The organism is Marinicella litoralis (assembly GCF_002591915.1).
In the GTDB taxonomy this organism is placed as follows: Bacteria; Pseudomonadota; Gammaproteobacteria; order Xanthomonadales; family Marinicellaceae; genus Marinicella; species Marinicella litoralis.
Genome location: NZ_NIHB01000003.1, coordinates 167364 through 185309, shown reverse-complemented (window position 1 = coordinate 185309; position 17946 = coordinate 167364). Strand labels below are relative to the sequence as shown.

At 40.5% G+C, this 17946-nt stretch carries 14 protein-coding genes; 5 read left to right on the top strand and 9 right to left on the bottom strand.

Annotated elements, in window-relative coordinates:
- Window positions 1-40: 40 nt before the first annotated feature.
- Window positions 41-1885, bottom strand: coding sequence for an SLC13 family permease (locus tag CCS90_RS11010; protein ID WP_099019609.1), 1845 nt, complete (start codon window positions 1883-1885; stop codon window positions 41-43).
- Window positions 1886-2120: 235 nt separating this feature from the next.
- Here CCS90_RS11010 and CCS90_RS11005 point away from each other — a divergent pair, with 235 nt between their 5' ends.
- From CCS90_RS11005 to kbl, 3 genes are all read left to right on the top strand, one after another.
- The gene (locus CCS90_RS11005; protein ID WP_099019608.1) at window positions 2121-3776 is read left to right on the top strand and encodes an AMP-binding protein; all 1656 of its coding nucleotides are present in this window, start codon (window positions 2121-2123) and stop codon (window positions 3774-3776) included.
- A 124-nt stretch (window positions 3777-3900) separates the two neighbouring features.
- The gene (gene tdh, locus CCS90_RS11000; protein ID WP_099019607.1) at window positions 3901-4923 is read left to right on the top strand and encodes an L-threonine 3-dehydrogenase; all 1023 of its coding nucleotides are present in this window, start codon (window positions 3901-3903) and stop codon (window positions 4921-4923) included.
- Between the two features lie 7 nt (window positions 4924-4930).
- The gene (gene kbl, locus CCS90_RS10995; RefSeq protein WP_099019606.1) at window positions 4931-6097 is read left to right on the top strand and encodes a glycine C-acetyltransferase; all 1167 of its coding nucleotides are present in this window, start codon (window positions 4931-4933) and stop codon (window positions 6095-6097) included.
- Window positions 6098-6152: 55 nt separating this feature from the next.
- On the opposite strand, the gene CCS90_RS10990 is transcribed toward kbl, so the two are convergent.
- The 7 genes from CCS90_RS10990 to CCS90_RS10960 all read right to left on the bottom strand — a co-directional run bounded on the left by CCS90_RS10990 (window position 6153) and on the right by CCS90_RS10960 (window position 14413).
- Window positions 6153-7442 carry a DUF1501 domain-containing protein gene (locus tag CCS90_RS10990; RefSeq protein ID WP_099019605.1) on the bottom strand — a complete coding sequence of 430 codons (1290 nt, stop codon included), beginning with the start codon at window positions 7440-7442 and terminating at the stop codon, window positions 6153-6155.
- A gap of 12 nt (window positions 7443-7454) precedes the next feature.
- Entirely contained in the window at window positions 7455-9293 is a 1839-nt protein-coding gene (locus tag CCS90_RS10985; RefSeq protein WP_099019604.1) for a DUF1800 domain-containing protein, read from the bottom strand.
- A gap of 251 nt (window positions 9294-9544) precedes the next feature.
- Window positions 9545-9925, bottom strand: coding sequence for a DUF423 domain-containing protein (locus CCS90_RS10980; RefSeq protein WP_162846891.1), 381 nt, complete (start codon window positions 9923-9925; stop codon window positions 9545-9547).
- Window positions 9918-10895, bottom strand: coding sequence for a DUF4340 domain-containing protein (locus CCS90_RS10975; RefSeq protein WP_099019602.1), 978 nt, complete (start codon window positions 10893-10895; stop codon window positions 9918-9920). The genes CCS90_RS10980 and CCS90_RS10975 overlap by 8 nt, the downstream gene beginning before the upstream one ends.
- Window positions 10885-12738, bottom strand: coding sequence for a GldG family protein (locus tag CCS90_RS10970; protein ID WP_099019601.1), 1854 nt, complete (start codon window positions 12736-12738; stop codon window positions 10885-10887). The genes CCS90_RS10975 and CCS90_RS10970 overlap by 11 nt, the downstream gene beginning before the upstream one ends.
- Before the next feature lie 2 nt (window positions 12739-12740).
- Window positions 12741-13475 (bottom strand): ABC transporter permease subunit, encoded by a 735-nt coding sequence (locus tag CCS90_RS10965; RefSeq protein WP_099019600.1) that lies wholly within the window; start codon window positions 13473-13475, stop codon window positions 12741-12743.
- Complete coding sequence (locus CCS90_RS10960) at window positions 13472-14413, bottom strand: ABC transporter ATP-binding protein (protein WP_099019599.1); 942 nt, start codon at window positions 14411-14413, stop codon at window positions 13472-13474. The genes CCS90_RS10965 and CCS90_RS10960 overlap by 4 nt, the downstream gene beginning before the upstream one ends.
- 406 nt (window positions 14414-14819) lie before the next feature.
- On the opposite strand from CCS90_RS10960, the gene CCS90_RS10955 reads away from it, so the two are divergent.
- Together CCS90_RS10955 and CCS90_RS10950 are read left to right on the top strand one after the other, a co-directional pair.
- Entirely contained in the window at window positions 14820-15836 is a 1017-nt protein-coding gene (locus tag CCS90_RS10955) for a M14 family metallopeptidase (RefSeq protein ID WP_099019598.1), read from the top strand.
- Window positions 15837-15869: 33 nt separating this feature from the next.
- Window positions 15870-16640: an SDR family NAD(P)-dependent oxidoreductase gene (locus tag CCS90_RS10950; RefSeq protein ID WP_099019597.1), complete on the top strand. Its 771-nt coding sequence runs from the start codon at window positions 15870-15872 to the stop codon at window positions 16638-16640.
- A 50-nt stretch (window positions 16641-16690) separates the two neighbouring features.
- Here CCS90_RS10950 and CCS90_RS10945 read toward each other — a convergent pair whose 3' ends face one another.
- On the bottom strand, window positions 16691-17887 hold the full coding sequence (locus tag CCS90_RS10945) for a hypothetical protein (protein WP_099019596.1): 1197 nt from the start codon (window positions 17885-17887) through the stop codon (window positions 16691-16693).
- Between the last annotated feature and the right edge of the window lie 59 nt (window positions 17888-17946).

The window sequence follows — 17946 nt, the reverse complement described above, 5'->3', positions numbered from 1 at the left end:
TTCCTCTTTTTTATATTTTTATCAGATAATAACCGTTATTTTAATACAGTTGATATATCCAAGTGAGCATACCAGTTAGCATGGCCCAAGTAATTAAAGTCAATGGTACACCGACTTTTACAAAGTCAATGAACTTATAACCACCAGCATTCATAACCAATAAATTGGTCTGATAGGCCATTGGGGTGGCATAACTTAAATTGGCACCAAATAAAACCGCCAATACGAAGGGTTCCACGGGCATACCCAATCGCTGAGCAATACTCACCGCTATAGGCGTTCCAATAACAGCCGCAGCATTGTTTGAAATTACATTGGTCATGATGGCCATTGAAAACATCAATATACCCAAAACCACACCTGGCGCAAAGCCATTGGTGGAAACCACAAATAAATTAGCCAAATAATCAGCCCCACCGGTCGCCATCAAAGCGGCTCCCAATGCCAAGGAAGCCACAATGATAAAAATCACTTGGGCACTGAGTGCATGGGTGGCATCGCGCCAACGTAAACACCCTGTGGCAATTAACACAAAACAACCCAATACGGCACTGATTGATATAGGCATAAGGTCAAAGGCCGCTAAACTAACAACACCAGCCATCACAGCCAAAGCCAAGGGGGCCTTTTTGGTATGAGGCAACTCTTCCCCACCATCTAATACCAACAATGAACCTGTACGTTTAACTTCTTGTATGGCCAAATGTGTACCTTGTACCAACAAGACATCACCTGGTCGAAAAATCAAATCATCCATGCCTTTCGAGGTTGCAGTGGTTTCTTTACCTTGTGAGTGCACAGCCAATAGCGTGAGGCCATATTTACTGTTCAACCTTGAATCCCCGACGCGCACCCGATCAAGCAATGAACCAGATGTAATCACCAGTTCTGCGATGGATTGATCACCGGCAGATAAAGGATGTGATTCATCGACTTGATGTTCACCGGTAAACAATGAACCACCCAACTCAACCTCATATTCTCTCAGGTTGTCGGCTGTGTCAGAAACTATCAGACGATCTCCAGATTTGATCACCACATCAGGTAAGGTAGCAATTGATAAGCCCTCGCCTCTAACAATGCGTTGTATATTTATTTTACCATCTACCTTGTCTCGCAACTCAGCCAAGGTCTTGCCATCAGCAAATTCACCTTGGTTTATTTTAATTTCAGCTGAAAAAACCCGTGGTGAAGTGTCTTTCAATGGGGGCGTACGATCTGGCAGGATCAGTGGAGCCACCAACCACAAGTACAAGATTGCCACCACGCCTGTAATAGAAACAGGTAGGATAAAATCAAACATGCCGAATTCTGGCACGCCCAACCCTTCAGCCACTTTAACCACCAATAGATTGGTTGATGTACCGATTGTAGTAGCCATGCCTCCTAATAATGTAGCCAAGCCCATTGGCAACAATGTTCCTGATGAAGACTGACCTGTCCGTAATGACACGCTGACCAAAACAGGCAAAAGTAAAACCACGATGGGTGTGTTATTAACGAATGCACTCAGCACAGCACCCGTAACCAATGTCAACAGCAAAGACAAAGATGGGCTGACTTTCCAAAGCTTAGCCAAATACCGGCCAATGGGTTCCATGGCTCCTGTCCTGACCAATGCTTGGCCAGCCACCATCAAGGCACAAACTGCAATCAATGCTTCGTTGCCAAATCCAAGGAAAAAGGTTTTGATTGGAAAGATGGTGCCATCACTTTGGTGATATGGAAAGAGGTGAAACCCTAATATCAATGCACACAGAACAAACAAGCTTGAAGTTTGCAACGGTATCCTGTCATTGGCAAATAACACCAGTGCAACCAAGGTTAAGATCAAAACACCCATCGAATGGGGTTGCAAGGTATTGGCTAAAAGTTCAGATTCCATATGATGTTAATAAAATGGTAAGTTTAAAGTCTATCAAATTGGTAGAAAAAAGTCATAAAAACATTTAACATGAAAAAGGATTACAATTGTAATGTTTCATTACAAAACCAATCTTATTGGTGTGAACACATTGTTCAAGTTGAAGTGGGGACTGAAGCTTATTTTTTAATACAATCGCGGCTGAATCACTTCGTTAAATTAAATTAAATTAAATTCTAAGTTAAATAGAGGTGATATGACAGTAGAAAGACCTTGGTTAAAACAATACCGTCCCGGTGTCCCACATGAATTAGGCGAGTTACCTTATGAATCTGTGGCTGACATGTTGGTTGAATCTTGTGAAAAGTTCAAATCTTCCGAAGCCTATGTGAATTTCGGCAAATCAATCACCTACAGCGAACTCGATAATTACAGCAAGCAATTGGCCGCCTATTTACAAGCACACTTTAAAACAGGTGACTCGATAGCTATTATGATGCCTAATGTGTTGCAATACCCAATTGCAGTCCAAGCCATTCTCAGGGCCGGCATGGTGGTTAGCAATGTGAATCCCTTGTATACACCCAGAGAGTTAAAACATCAATTAAATGATGCCAATGCCAAAGCCATCATCGTGATTGAAAACACCGCTTGTACCTTGGCTGAAGTGATCAATGAGACAGGGGTCGAAAAAGTAATCACGACAACCATCGGTGAAATGGTCGGTGGATTGAAAGGCAAAATCATGGACTTTTTAATCAAAAGAGTCAAAAAAATGGTACCTCCGTTTGATTTACCTGGCTCAATCAGTTTCAAAGCAGCACTCAATGCTGGTCAATCGCTGCCCTTTACTGCAGTAAAAAGAACCTTGGATGACATTGCATTTTTACAATACACTGGTGGCACCACTGGTGTTTCAAAAGGTGCCATGCTGACCAATAGAAATATGATTTCAAACGTCACTCAGACAAAATTATGGATATCAAGTGAAATTGAAGAAGGCAAAGAAATCATCATTACCGCACTTCCGCTCTATCACATCTTTGCATTAACTGCCAACTGCCTCACCTTCTGTCTTTATGGGGCAAAAAACGTGTTGATCACCAATCCAAGGGACATGCCTGGATTTGTTAAAGAATTATCGCAACATAAGTTCACCGTTTTAACTGGCGTTAACACATTATTTAATGGCCTGTTAATCACACCAGGCTTTTCAGATTTGGACTTTTCTGCCTTTAAATTTTCATTGGGTGGTGGAATGGCCGTACAAAAGAACACCGCAACAGAATGGAAAAAAGTCACAGGAGTTACATTGGCTGAAGCTTATGGCCTGACTGAAACATCGCCGGCGGCTTGTATCAACCAAGTACCCATGGAAGAGTACACCGGCAACATCGGCCTGCCGTTACCGGGAACCGATTGTCAAATTCAAGATGATGACGGCAACCCTATGCCTGTGGGTGAGAGGGGGGAATTGTGTATCAGAGGACCTCAAGTCATGCTGGGCTATTTGAACCGACCTGAAGAAACAGCCAAAACCATTGTAGATGGTTGGCTGAAAACTGGCGATGTGGCCATAATGGATGAACAAGGGTATTTCAAAATTGTTGACCGCAAGAAAAACATGATATTGGTATCAGGTTTTAATGTATTTCCCAATGAAATTGAAGATGCAGCTTGCTTACACAGTGACATCATTGAATGTGCCGCCATCGGCATTGAAGATGAAAGGTCAGGAGAAATTGTTAAATTATTCGTGGTACGAAAAAATGACAGCCTCACTGAAAAAGACGTCATTGCGCATTGTAGAGCGCACCTGACAGGATACAAAGTACCCAAACTTGTTGAGTTCAGAGATGAATTGCCAAAATCGAATGTGGGCAAAATATTACACAAGGATTTACGAGAATAATTCAAAATAAAAATGATGCGCGATTTTTCGCACAATTGCGCATCATTATATTCAAAAGGTCTATAATACGGCCACCCTAAATATAGCATTCAGTTGTAAAGCTGAATTCAATTAAAAACATACTATGAAAGCACTGGTCAAAAAAAAACCTGAACTGGGTATTTGGATGGAAGATGTCCCAATGCCTGAAATGGGTCACAATGATGTTCTTATCAAAATTGAAAAAACCGCCATTTGTGGCACTGATTTACATATATATAAATGGGATGAATGGTCCGCAAAAGCGATCAAACCTCCGCTGGTCATTGGCCATGAATTTGTTGGCCACATCGTCGATATGGGCAGTGAGGTCAAAGGTTATGAAGTGGGTCAACGAGTCAGTGCTGAAGGACACATCGTTTGTGGGGTTTGTCGCAACTGTCGAGCGGGCACCCCTCACTTATGTCCCAATACGCAAGGCATAGGGGTTAACCGAAATGGTGCATTTGCTGAGTTTATCAGTATGCCCGTACAAAACTTATGGCCTGTACCTGACAAAATACCTTCAAACTTAGCGGCTTTTTTTGATCCATTTGGTAACGCTGCACATTGTGCACTTGAATATGACATGGTTGGTGAGGATGTTTTAATTACTGGTGCTGGGCCCATTGGAATCATCGCTACTGGAATTTGCAAACATGTAGGCGCAAGAAATGTGGTTATCACCGATGTGAATGACTATCGATTGTCATTGGCCAAAGACATGGGGGCAACACGCTGTGTCAATGTGACCAAAGAAAAACTTCCAGCTGTGATGAAAGAAATGAACATCACCGGATTTGATTTAGGTATGGAAATGTCAGGCAACCCCATGGCTTTTAATGACATGCTAAACAGTATGTATAATGGTGGTAAAATCACTCTGCTTGGAATGCTTCCTGACCACACCCAAATCAATTGGGACAACATCATATTCAAAGGCCTTTCTATCAGGGGAATTACTGGTAGGAAAATGTATGAAACTTGGTACAAAATGACCCAATTATTGTTATCTGGTTTTCCCTTAGAAAAAGCATTAACCCACGAGATTCATATTGACGATTTTCAAACCGGATTTGATTTGATGAATTCTGGTCAATGTGGCAAAGTCGTTTGTTCTTGGAGTTAAACGTATCATGAAAAATTATTCAAAAGTCATCCAATCCATTAAAGATGAAGGCCTTTACAAATCTGAACGCATTATCACCAGCCCTCAATCCGCTCACATAGAGTTACCTGGTGGAAAGAAAGTCATCAACTTTTGTGCCAACAACTACCTTGGTTTAGCTGACCATCCAGAAATCATTAAAGCGGCAAAAAAAGCCTTAGACACCCATGGTTTTGGTATGGCTTCGGTTAGGTTTATTTGCGGCACCCAAGATTTGCATAAAGAATTAGAACAAAAAATCAGTGATTACTTTGGTACCGAAGACACCATTTTGTATACCTCCTGTTTTGATGCCAATGGTGGCTTGTTTGAGACCATATTAGATAAAGATGACGCCGTTATCAGTGATGAACTTAACCATGCTTCAATCATTGATGGTATACGTTTGTGTAAAGCACAAAGGCATCGATATAAAAACAGCGACATGCAGCAATTGGAAGACATATTAATAAATACCCAAGATTGTAATAGGCGATTGATTGTCACTGATGGTGTGTTCAGTATGGATGGTACGATTGCTAAACTGAAGGCCATTACTGACCTGGCAGCTCAATACAATGCATTGGTTGTGGTTGATGATTCTCATGCCACTGGATTTATTGGCTCCACAGGCAGAGGCTCTGCTGAATTGGAGGGTGTTCTGGATAAAATTGATATTTTTACCTCAACCTTAGGTAAAGCATTGGGTGGTGGATCAGGCGGATTTACCACTGGGAAAAAAGAAATCATTGAACTGTTGCGCCAACGATCAAGACCCTATTTATTTTCTAATACATTGCCACCTCCCTTGGTAGCTGCCAGCATCAAAGTTTTTGATTTGATTTCAAACTCCACCACTTTGCGTGATCAACTTGAAAAAAACACCCAATATTTCAGGTCTAAAATTGTTGAATTGGGTTATACAGTTTCAGGTGAAACCCACCCAATCACCCCCATCATGTTGGGCGATGCTCGATTGGCACAACAAATGGCAGATCGGTTGTTGGAACTCGGCATTTATTGTATTGGCTTCAGTTTTCCTGTGGTTCCAAAAGACAAAGCCAGAATCCGATTACAAATATCAGCCGCTCACTCCCAAAATGATTTAGATATTGCCTTGGATGCATTTGCCCAAGTAAGAAAAGAATTTTTCTGATCGATTGAATTTATAGGTAGCTATTGATTAATTCAACGGCTACCTATTTTATTGTTTAATCAAACCCAGCTTTGAAAATCAAATCTGGTGATACAAAGTCTAGACTGGTGTGGTTGGTATAACCAGGAAAAACTTGATCAAGATTTGGGTTACCTAAAACTTCCTTAACTAGGGTCGCATAAATTTGTCGGGTATCAACCTCTGGTGAGATGTCTTGCCCACCAAACAATTGTTCAGGTGCTAAGCCAAGAAAATTACCATACATTTGCCCTCCATTCACCCGACCACCAATAACAAACATCACATTACCAGAACCATGATCGGTACCACTGCCACTGGTTGTGCCATTTTGCTTGGCTCTGCGACCAAATTCGCTGTGAACAACCACTGTTACTTGTTGCCCCAAACCAGCAGCTTTGAGGTCATACCACATGGCAGTGATGGCATTAGACATCTCTGCAACTTTATTAAAAAACCCACCACCACCGCCATCACCTTGATTGTCATGGGTGTCCCACCCCCCTAGACTGGCTGTTGCCACATTCACACTCAAATCTTCTCTGATTAATTGTGCAATCAGAGAAAGTTGACGACTGAATGAATTATTGCTTGGATAAACCACATCACCGGCAGGAACATAGTTATCCAAATCCAAAGCAGATATCACAGATAAAGTATCCATGGCTCCAGCCACCGACAAATCCAAAGCACTGTTTCCAGCATACATGTTACTTATGGCCTCAGAATGTTTGACCTCAAACTGTCCAGAATTAGGATGATACCCACTGATTTGATCCACCGTCAAAGCATTATAATAAGCCTGCAGACTGATTGGGTTAGCACTGCCAGAGACCAAAACAGGTATCACTTCTGCACCAGTAATCAAAGGGGTGGAGTTGAGGTGTCTGGTCAGCCAGCCATCATCGGTTGACAAATTATGTGGCGTACCCAATTCAATCAATTTGGTGGCATCGAAATGCGATCTAGAAACATATTCTTGAGGCAACCCTGTCCCATGGATTATGGCCAAGTCACCATCCAAATACATGTCTCTTAAACCCGTTGCTGCGGGGTGAAAGCCAAAAACCTCACCAATATCAAGCACTTGATTTGAACCAGTTAATGGAACTTGTAGATTCTCACGCAAAGACTCATAAAAAGCCCGATCTGGCCCTGAAAATGGCGGCACAACATTCAGGCCATCCATTCCGCCATTCATAAACAAATCAATGATGATGGGCTGATGGCTTGGACTTGAACCACCTGCCCTTGCTATTTTTACTCCAGACAATGCACCCAACAAAGCAGTAGACTGCAAAAACGTTCTTCTTTTCATATTTTTCATTTGTCTATTCCTCTATCGTTGCATGAAATAAGGAGATGCCAATACCAAGCTCACCATGCCCCTGAGCCGTTCATGCCATCGGTAAGGCCAGTCATTGTCCACCAAGTCATCAAATGGTATGGTTAAAGACCTTTGCCAAGGTGGATAAGAATCATTTTCAGGTTGCTGTATCAAAAATGGAATGATTGATTCAAACACCGGATCACCTATCCACCCACCAGAAGGCGTGTGATCAAATATTTGAGTCATCCAGAATGCCAGCATATTCTCAGGGGTTAAAGCTGCTTGGGTATTTTGAAACGCGGCAACTGTCCGTTCCTTTACAGGCGTGATATAAACACCTGAATTTTCTCTGTCTATGATCCAATCCACTGTTTTCCATGTTTGGATCAATGCAGTTGAGCTCATCCAGTACGATGATTTCATTGGATATCCATCAGGAGCCTGCCATTCAAATGGAAAGTGCCCTGTATCATCCATGCGTGATTCCAGTGAGTTACTGTTACTGTCATCTGGCATCACAGTAAAATCAGTTGCGCAAGCTCGCATGACCGATACCACTGAATCAAATGGTCTTTTCAGTTTAGCTTGCCAATGCGTCGGATCTGCAAAATCAGTGTGATTAAATAAGGCTTTAAATACCAATTCGAGTTGGTTGCTGGCCGTACGATTGTCATAGAAAACAGCCGCAACATCATCCACAACTGATTGTGGTGGTGTATCTGATATAAAAAATCGAGCCAATTTTCCTGCAATGTGTTTTGCCGTTCCCGGATGGTAGGCCAAAAGTTCAATCAGGTTGTGTCCATCAGCGACACCTTGATCTGCGAAAAAATTAATCATCCCAGCGCCTAATACGGCTTTTTGGTTCCTGTCATTTTGATTGGAATTGAATAAAAACAAGCCCGTGCTGCTATCACCATCATCATCTACATGCCAACCTGTTAAACATCGTCCTGCTTCATAAACATCAGCATCCACATAAAATTGCTGGATGGTACTTTCCCCAGGTCCTTGACCTGCTGGCCAAGCACCACCGGATTCTTGGACTGTGATGGTTGGCACCATATTCTGTTGGACCAATCCATAGTAATTTTCTACTCCCAAGGTATGTAATTCAATCAACTCACGTGCATAATTTTCATTGGGAGCCGATTTGGTGTTTTCGTAATTATCAAGGTAATACAACATCGCCGGATGTTGTGCTGTGGCTGTTAAGAACTCTTTAAAATTCCCTAACATGTGTTGGCGTATCACATCCCTGTCCCAACTGGTCATGGTTGCACGGGCATATGTATCATCACCATTTAGGCTAAAATGGTCGTGCCAAAAATCAGCAATGCGCTCTTTTAATGGAAACAAGCTATAAGCAGCCCGGGTAAACTTCAAACGTTTCATTTCATAAATCGGGCGATTATAGCTGTCCTCACCTGTACCAGGATTTAAGCGATGATCAAACCACATTTCAGGCAAGGTCTTATTCAATGTGGCAAAATTACCAGCGGCTGCAACCCTGGCATCAACATCTACATCTGCCCCGCCTGCCAGTTGCTGATTAACAAAATTAACCAGTCTCTCAGTATCATCTTGGCCCAATGAAGACCAAGAGTTTTCATCGAATTCACCAGGAGTCACCCCATAGGCCAGTCGACCATACACCATATTTGCAAATGTTTGTTCTGGGATGGGTATGGCTTTAAACCCAGAAGATACTGCAGACTTTTTTAAAGCAGTCTTTTGCTTTAACTGTTGTTTATTTTTTGCATGGTTTTGTAGTGGAACTGCTGCCAATACCGCAGTTGCAACCCCACCGGCTAACAGGTTTCTTCTTTGTTTAGATTGATTATTCATAGCCACTCTTTTTATATAAACTGACTAAATAGTTTAGGATTGAATATAAAAAGAATTGTGACTAAACCCTCAAAAAGGCATGAGTCGATTAAGAAAAGCAGCTTAATTAACGAAAACTTAAACCCAAAATAGACAGCGCGTCGCTTAATAATGTCTTTTTAATGGGCTTTACTGAATGCTTTTATGAAACACGATTGTCTGCTGATACCAATGGCTTTTGCTCTGCTGCCAGCGACAAATAGTTTGTAGGTTTAACTTTTTCTTAGTTTTCGAAAACCATGAATTACCAAGTTCAACCAACCCAGAATTATCATCGAGCCACCCAGTGGGGTAATCCACGAAAAGCCAGTTTTACCAACAAATACCAATAAATAAATACCACCACAAAACAATAAAACACCAACAGATATGGCAACTGCTGCCGCTTTGATCCAAAAACCCTCAGACATATTTGTGGCTATCCAAATCAATAACAAGGCATGAATTAATTGATATATATAGGCGTGCTGAAATAACATCGCTGCGTGGGTGCCTGGCTCAACATTAAAAGTATGTTGGCCAAGCGCTCCCAAGGCGACAGCAGTTAATCCATAAACTGCTGCCAGAATCAGCACCACTGAGGATTTATTCAACTGGGTCTTCCGGTACTGAAACCGCTGATTCCGAGTCAGCCTTATGCTCTATTAAATCAGACAGTTTTTTGTTCAGTGCATTGAACTTATACTCAGCAATTTTCAACATCCAAGGTGCATAATGTAAATGCTTATCACCACTGACTGTTAAAAAATATTCTTCACCTTTCTGATAAATTTGTAATTCTACCGTCGACCCATCATTCAACTGGTAACGGTTAACCGAATGCAGCTCCATACCTTCAAGGTTTACTGGCAAGGCTTCATCAATCATTAAACGTGACAACCCGGCAGCCAATGTACTCAGCTGGGTGTCTGATTTATATTGAAAGCCATCTGGGAAATCCACTAAATTTAAGCTTAAATCGTTAACATTACGTTGAACCGCAAAAGCCGCTTCCTCAGCTGGATTAAACTCAACCTTAACCACTTGATCGGCGGGGTAATCTAAAATGGTTTTCAATTGCCAACTATCAAGGTTGAATGGTATCGATTTCAAACCACGCACTGTATAAGTTTGGTTCTCATTTTCATGACGAACAAATACCAAATCTGCACCGGTATTTTTACCGACAAATACTGCATCGACAATTTTATTATCCTCAAAAAAGCTCACTTTCAAACCATTTTCACCCAAATTAAGTTGCTCATGGTTTTTAGGATTTGCCGTCTTTTCTTCAACAATCAAAGCAGACTGTATAGATTGAAACAATTGAGACAAAGTTTCGGTATTGGCAAAGAACCCACCTTCAATAGACCAATTGCCGCCCTCTTTTATAACCGAAATCATTTCACCATCTTTTTCTAATTGAACTTTATTAATGGCTTCAATTTGGTCTGGGCTAATTTGCCAATCTGGCATCAAAAATCTTGTTGTGAGATTTTGTTCAGAATCGGCTTTAGTAACATAATAAGCAACCCCAGCAATGACTATCAACAAACCCAACAATGCTTTCAAATTATTTAACATATTGACGCTCCTTACGTTTAGATTTTCTCCATGAAAGAAAGATGACTACCAAAGTAATAAACAATGGAACCAATGCAATATTAATGAATTTAAGTTTGGTCCCCAATGCCTCAATGTCTTTATTTAAATTGCGTTTCACTTCTCGTAAATTCTTTCTCACCTCGAGCTTACGTTGTTTGAACTTAGCAATTTCTTGTTGTTGCTCGCGACTGATAATCAATTGATTGTCTTGTCCTTTACTGCGTTGCAACTCATTGAGCTTGGTTTCAGTTTCACGTAACTGTTGTAACAATTGATTTTCAGTTTCGCGGTATTTTTGTTCGCTCACCCGTTTGATTTCTAACACTTTATCAAACGGTCGGTTGGAAGTTCCTCTGGCCCTGACTTGAATCAAATCTGCACTGCCAGTCATGTTGTCAATTAAATTATTTATAAAAGCCCCATTGTCAGCAAAATTTGAATAGATTTGTCGTCCAAAGAAATTTTGCGCCCTAACCCACATGCGATCAAATAACATATCAACATCAGCAATGATTACCACATGCCCTAGATCCGTTTGTTGTAATAAGTCATTCCCGGCTTGACCATCAAGACCATTTGGAAAAGCAGTTTTGAGTTCACCCATTACCCTGGCAGCAATCACATGTTGTTGGTCATCCGCCACAAAACTTTGATACAGTCCAGCAGGATTTAACAACAATGACATCGCATCATTGTTTGCTAACATAGATTCGCTGGTAGTGCTTAATAAAGGCAATAATTTACCTTCTGGTGCTGTGAGCGAACCTGCAAAAGCAGTATTAATAGAAGTTAAATCTAAGGTCACCACGTCTTCGCTGTTTAAACTAGGTTTAACCCAAGAACTGATGGCTAAATGCCTGATGGCTTGCCCTTGAGCAGATTGGATTGAAACCGCTTGCTGGTTATCTAATATGACTTTTGTTGGGTCAAAACCAACACCCCAAGCTTGTAACAATTTATTCAAATTTGAACTTCTGTCAGCTTGCAATTGAGCCATTGGATTTTGTGGGTCTGCAACCACTTCTTCTGATTCAGCCAAGGGGTCAACAAACAACAACAGTCTCCCACCGCCCATGACATATTGATCAATGGCAAATAAAGTGTCATCGGATAGCGTTTTTGGATGCGCCACCAACAACAAATCAATGCCATTCAAATCTGTGTCAGTCAATTCGAGTGGCACGATTTCATACATTTCCTTCAGTTGCTCAAATACAATTTGACCTTGGGTTTGGCCTTGTTGTGGATCAAAACCACCCAACAAAGGCAACTCACTCATCACCCCCAAAGTCCTCTTCTCTGGATGGTTTAAGTTGTAAATCAACTGAGCCACATCGTATTCCAAAAATGATTCTTTGTCTGGCTGTAAAAATGGAATCACTTCCACATTGTCCAGTGCATTGGTTCCAGCTATACCAAAGAAAACATTTTCACCACCCTCTCCTACGGGCAATGCCTGTAATCCATATTGAGAAGCTTGATCTTCTTCCTCAGAAAAAGAAACTGGATCAATGATACTGAGTTTTAACTTCCCACCACCATATCGCTCCAACTCTTCTAAAAAGTCGACCACACGTCTTTGGTAAGTTCTTAACATAGGAATGTTGACCGTGGCTTGGTCTGAGTAAAACAGACGCAGGTGAATGTTTTCATCAATCCCCTTGAGGATATTGATGGTACCTTCATTCAAGGTAAATAAATTGTTTTCGGTTAAATCAACCCTAAGCCGAGAGAACAACCCGCTTTGGCTGATAACAATTGACGACAATAAAAAAATCACCGCCAAGATCAATAATTGTGTCTTATGTGCTTGTGTTTTCATGATTAATTTGCCTTCTTAATATCAATAATTAACGATGTTGCATAAAGCCAAACTGCAATGGTAATTGCAAAATAGCTCAAGTCTCCTAAATCCAAAACACCTTTGGTGATTGAATCAAAATGAGTTAAAAAGCTGGTGGATGCAACTGCATCAACCATCACTTGAGGCAAAAACATCTTAAAGAAATTCAACACCATGGGAAAACCAGACAGCAAAAACAAGAAACAAACCACGACGGATAAAATAAAAGCAATCACTTGATTCTTGGTAGCAGCGGAAATACAGCTGCCAATGGCTAAAAAGCCGCCAGCCAGGAGAAAACTACCAAAATAACTGGCCAGTATAAGACCATTATCAGGATCTCCTAGGTAATTAATCGAGATGACCATTGGAAAGGTTAACAACAAAGCCAAACCAATAAATAACCATGCGGCAAAAAACTTACCCAATACCCAATCCATTTTATGAACAGGTAAGGTCATCAGTAATTCAATGTTTCCACTGTTGCGCTCTTCTGACCAAAGTCGCATGGCGACCGCAGGAACCAAAAATAAATACAGCCAAGGGTGGAAATTAAAAAATGGAATCAAATCAGCTTGTCCTCTTTCATACAGGCTACCGAAATAAAATCCAAAAACTCCACTCATTATCAAGAAAATAACGATAAATACATAAGCAATTGGCGTGGCAAAATAACTTTGTAACTCTCTTTTTATGATAGGTTGAATCTGTCTCATTTCACCACCTCCCTTTCACCCATGGGCTGGGTGATGTTTCGAAACACTTCGTCCAAACGCCCAGCTTCCATTTTTAAACTTTTTACTTGAATCGATTGTTTTCTTAAAAACTCACTGATCTCGTCAAAAATAAAAAGCCCTTGTGTTGGAAATACCGTAGTTTCTTTTAATCTTGAGTCATAATTAACATCTAATACACAGTTCATTTGTTTGATTTTATTTAGTAATTCAGTATCTAAATCGGAAACAAAACTAACGGCATGATGATACCGTGACATGCCTTCCATTTCTGTAGGCGTGTTATCTGCAACAATTTTTCCACCAGCAATGATGATGGCACGGTCACAAACAGCATGCACTTCTTCAAGAATATGAGTTGATAAAATGATGGTTTTGTCTTTCGACATGTCGGTGATTAATTCCCTGACTTGATGTTTTTGATTGGGATCTAAACCATCTGTAGGCTCATCCATAATCAATACATCTGGGTCATGAATAATGGCTTGGGCCAGGCCCACACGTCTTTTAAATCCTTTAGAAAGGGTTTCAATTTTCTGAAAATATACATTCTCTAAATTAACCCGTGAAATCACTGATTCAACAGCAGCTTTGATCAAAGATGGTTTAATCCCTCTGAGGGCTCCCACAAAATGTAGGAATTGACCCACTTCCATTTCACCATAACTAGGCGCACCTTCAGGCAAATAACCAATTTTTGATTTAACCGCTATTGGGTCATCAAAAATATTAATTCCACAAACTTTAATTTGACCCGAAGTGGGTTCTAGAAAGCCTGTTATCATTTTCATGGTTGTGGATTTACCTGCGCCATTGGGTCCTAAAAAACCCAAAACCTGACCTTTGTTGGCAGTAAAACTCAAGTCATCTACAGCTGTAAATTGACCAAATTTTTTACTTAAATTCAAACATTCAATCATATTGCTTTATTCTCCGATCATAGAAAAAATTCGAGCCAAAATATCAAAAACCATCATTCTGAGTATAGGGTCGAATCACACATAATATTATTTGGGGTTAACCACTGTATTCGATACAGCATTTTTTAGATTTAATTAACTTTCAAATCATGGCGATTGGCGCATAAATTTTCAAGTCAATAATTAAATTTTCTTGGCATCATAGCATCATACTAAATAGTTCCTTACGTGGATTTAACTTTCTAAGACATTTTAAAGTAATCACAGCCAGACAAATCCATAAAAGATTGACTTAAGTATGGGTCTTTAATATCATCCATTGCGGAATAAATATCGAATCATTCTACTTAATAATAATTGACCAACAGCCTAAAGCAACCCCAAATCTATAGGATGAATTTTATCAATGATCACAATTCTTGACCAATTGCCTGAAAACATTCTTGATGTTGATGCCACCGAGCTTTACAAGTTTGTTGACAATCATACTTTGGTCCATTTAGCCGGCCAAATTAAACGCCCTCTTTTTATCTCAATCTTACAACATGGTGATGAAGCGACCGGTTGGGACGCCATAAAAATTTTAATTAAACAAAACATCAACAAACTACCACGCAGTTTGTATATATTGTTTGGCAATGTACAGGCTGCCAAAGAAAACCTCAGGCAATTAGAGCACCAACCAGATTTCAATCGATGCTGGCCAGGCATTCATAAGCAGCACAATGATGTGGCCATGAAAATGTCACAAATCACAGAATTTATGGCAAATCAAAACCCATTTGCCAGTGTAGACATACACAATAATACAGGCAGAAACCCACACTATGCTGGGATCAATTCATTAAAGAGCGAATTCATTAACCTGGCTTCTTTGTTTTCAGATACCATCATCCACTTCACCAGTCCAGATGGCATTCAATCAGGCGCATTTGCCAAGTTCTGCCCATCAGTAACTATTGAATGTGGCATGTCTGGAACCGCTGATGGCATTGAACAAACCCTGACCTTTTTAGAAAATTTAATTCACCAATCCACCTTGGAATCAGTTCCTGGTTTTGTTGAACACAGGCAAGTTTTAAACATTTTTTCAACCGTTAAAGTCAAACCTGATATTTCAATTGCCATTGCTGGCAAAGAGACCAGTCCAGTTAATTTTGTTATAAACAATGATTTAGATTATCATAATTTTCACCTGCTAGAAGTCGGCACTGTTTTTGGACAGCTTGATGATGAAAGCACTGAAATGCCGTTTATTGTGACTGATCAGATTGGCCATGACATCACGGATCATTATTTTGAAAAACGGGGTAAGAACATTTGTACCAAACAAAAAGTGGTTCCAGCCATGATTACCCAAAGTATCCGAGCGATTAGATTAGACTGCTTGTGCTATTTGATGCATCCAGCAATACAATATTAATTTCCTTAAACCCAAAAATCACGAGAACTTCAAATGAATTTAAAACAAACCAAAGCCATTATCACCGGTGGCGCTTCTGGATTAGGCTTTGCATGCGCCGAATACATTGTTAAAAAAGGTGGTCAAGTTACTTTGTTTGATATCAATCAGCAAGCTGGCGATGAAGCAGTAAATAAGCTGGGTCATCAGCATGCTTGTTTTGTACAAGCAGATGTCAGCAATGAAACTGATATCCAAACGGCTTGTGATCGGGCCAAGGAATTTATGGGATTTATCAATGTTGCCATCAACTGCGCTGGGGTATTGGCGGGAGGTCGAGTGTTAGGACGCGAAGAGCCAATGGCATTGAGCCATTTTAACAAGGCCATTCAAGTTAACTTAGTTGGAAGTTTTAACGTATCAAAAGCCGCTGCTTATTTGATGCAAAACAACGAAGCTGATTCCGATGGACAAAGAGGTGTGATCATCAACACCGCATCTGTTGCTGCGTTTGAAGGCCAGATTGGCCAAGCAGCCTATTCGGCCAGTAAAGGTGGTATTGTAGGTATGACATTACCCATGGCGAGAGAATTCACAAGATTTGGCATTCGAGTCATGACCATTGCTCCAGGTGTATTTTTAACTCCTATGGTGGCGGGATTACCAGATGATATAAAAGCCGCCTTGGGCGCTTCAGTTCCCTTTCCTTCTCGATTAGGACAACCTGAAGAATTTGCCAGAATGGCCGAACACATCATTGAAAATACATATTTAAATGGTTCAACCATCAGGTTAGATGGGGCCGTCCGTTTAGAACCCAAATAAAACTGTTTAAACCGCCTGGTTCAAATACTGTCAACAAGCAAAAGGGGGAATCACCCCTTTTGTTTTTTCTGATAGTTAATCCATGCTTTGGCTTTCAATTCGAACAAGCTTCTGGCCCCTTCACTTTCTGGCTTAAAGGCAGCTGGATTGTATTTAATCAAAACACCAAAATACTCCCAGCTTAAAACTTTTTGAATTGTGCCATCATTGAGAACCTCATTCAAAATTTTTACATTTTTAACCCTTCGATTGGAAATCAATTCAGAGTAACCGGCAGTGAGAAAAGCAGGCTTTAGATTCAAATCTTCCATGGCTTTTCTCATTACCATGGCTTGTTGATCCGCTGTTAAATCCCCCTCCACCTTCAATGAAATTTCAGCCATACTCCCACCGACCACCGTGACATCAAGGTAAACTGAACCGTTATCACCGCTTAAGTGGTCGTATTTACAATGGATCACTTGGTGGTTTAACTGTTGCCCTTGTTTCTCACAGACTTCATTGTGACGCCCTAAGTCGTGGAATGGATCCAACACCCTTTTATTGAAGAAACTGAAACTGTGAACAGGTGTTAAGTTCAAGCTATATCCGTCTGATAATAAACGATTTTTGACTATATCAACAACCTTCTCTTTGGCTGTGAATTGATAAGCCAAGTCATCATGATTAGGATCATTGTACACCTCCACTTGTTTGACTATGGCCTGTAAATATCGCGTGTGCTGCGCTTCAACCACTTCAATGGTATAAACCGCTTTTAGGCTTTCAAAATCGGACTCAAAATCGGACAATTCACTGACAGGAATGTTCGCTAAATCATCAATATTAGCGATCAGTACTTGAATATATTCAGGAAAAAGGCTCCCAGCTCTGATTGGGCGAAAAACCAACTGACCAAACTTAAAGGGGAAACTTAAATTAAGAGTTTGATCATTTTTATTAAAGCGCCTGGCGGAAACATTGGCATGAAATAAAAATTGCTTTGATGACAAGGCCTCTTTTTGTTGAAGGTCATCAACAATCATTTGAATTCTGGCATTTAATTGAGACTGATCACTGCTCAGTTTCTGATACTCTGCATATGGAATTTCTTCTAATTTTTTCTCAGCCATTGCTCGCACTTGTTCTTCTGTCAAAGACCCAAGTGTTAAGTATTTGATTTGTTCATAGTTAATTTCTGGCAATTCAATTTTTTGTTTACATGCCAATAAGCCAATACAACAAAACACCATAAAAACAATTTTCATACGACCCTAAAGAAAAAAATACACATTATACCTATAAAATAAATCATGAGGCAGCCAGG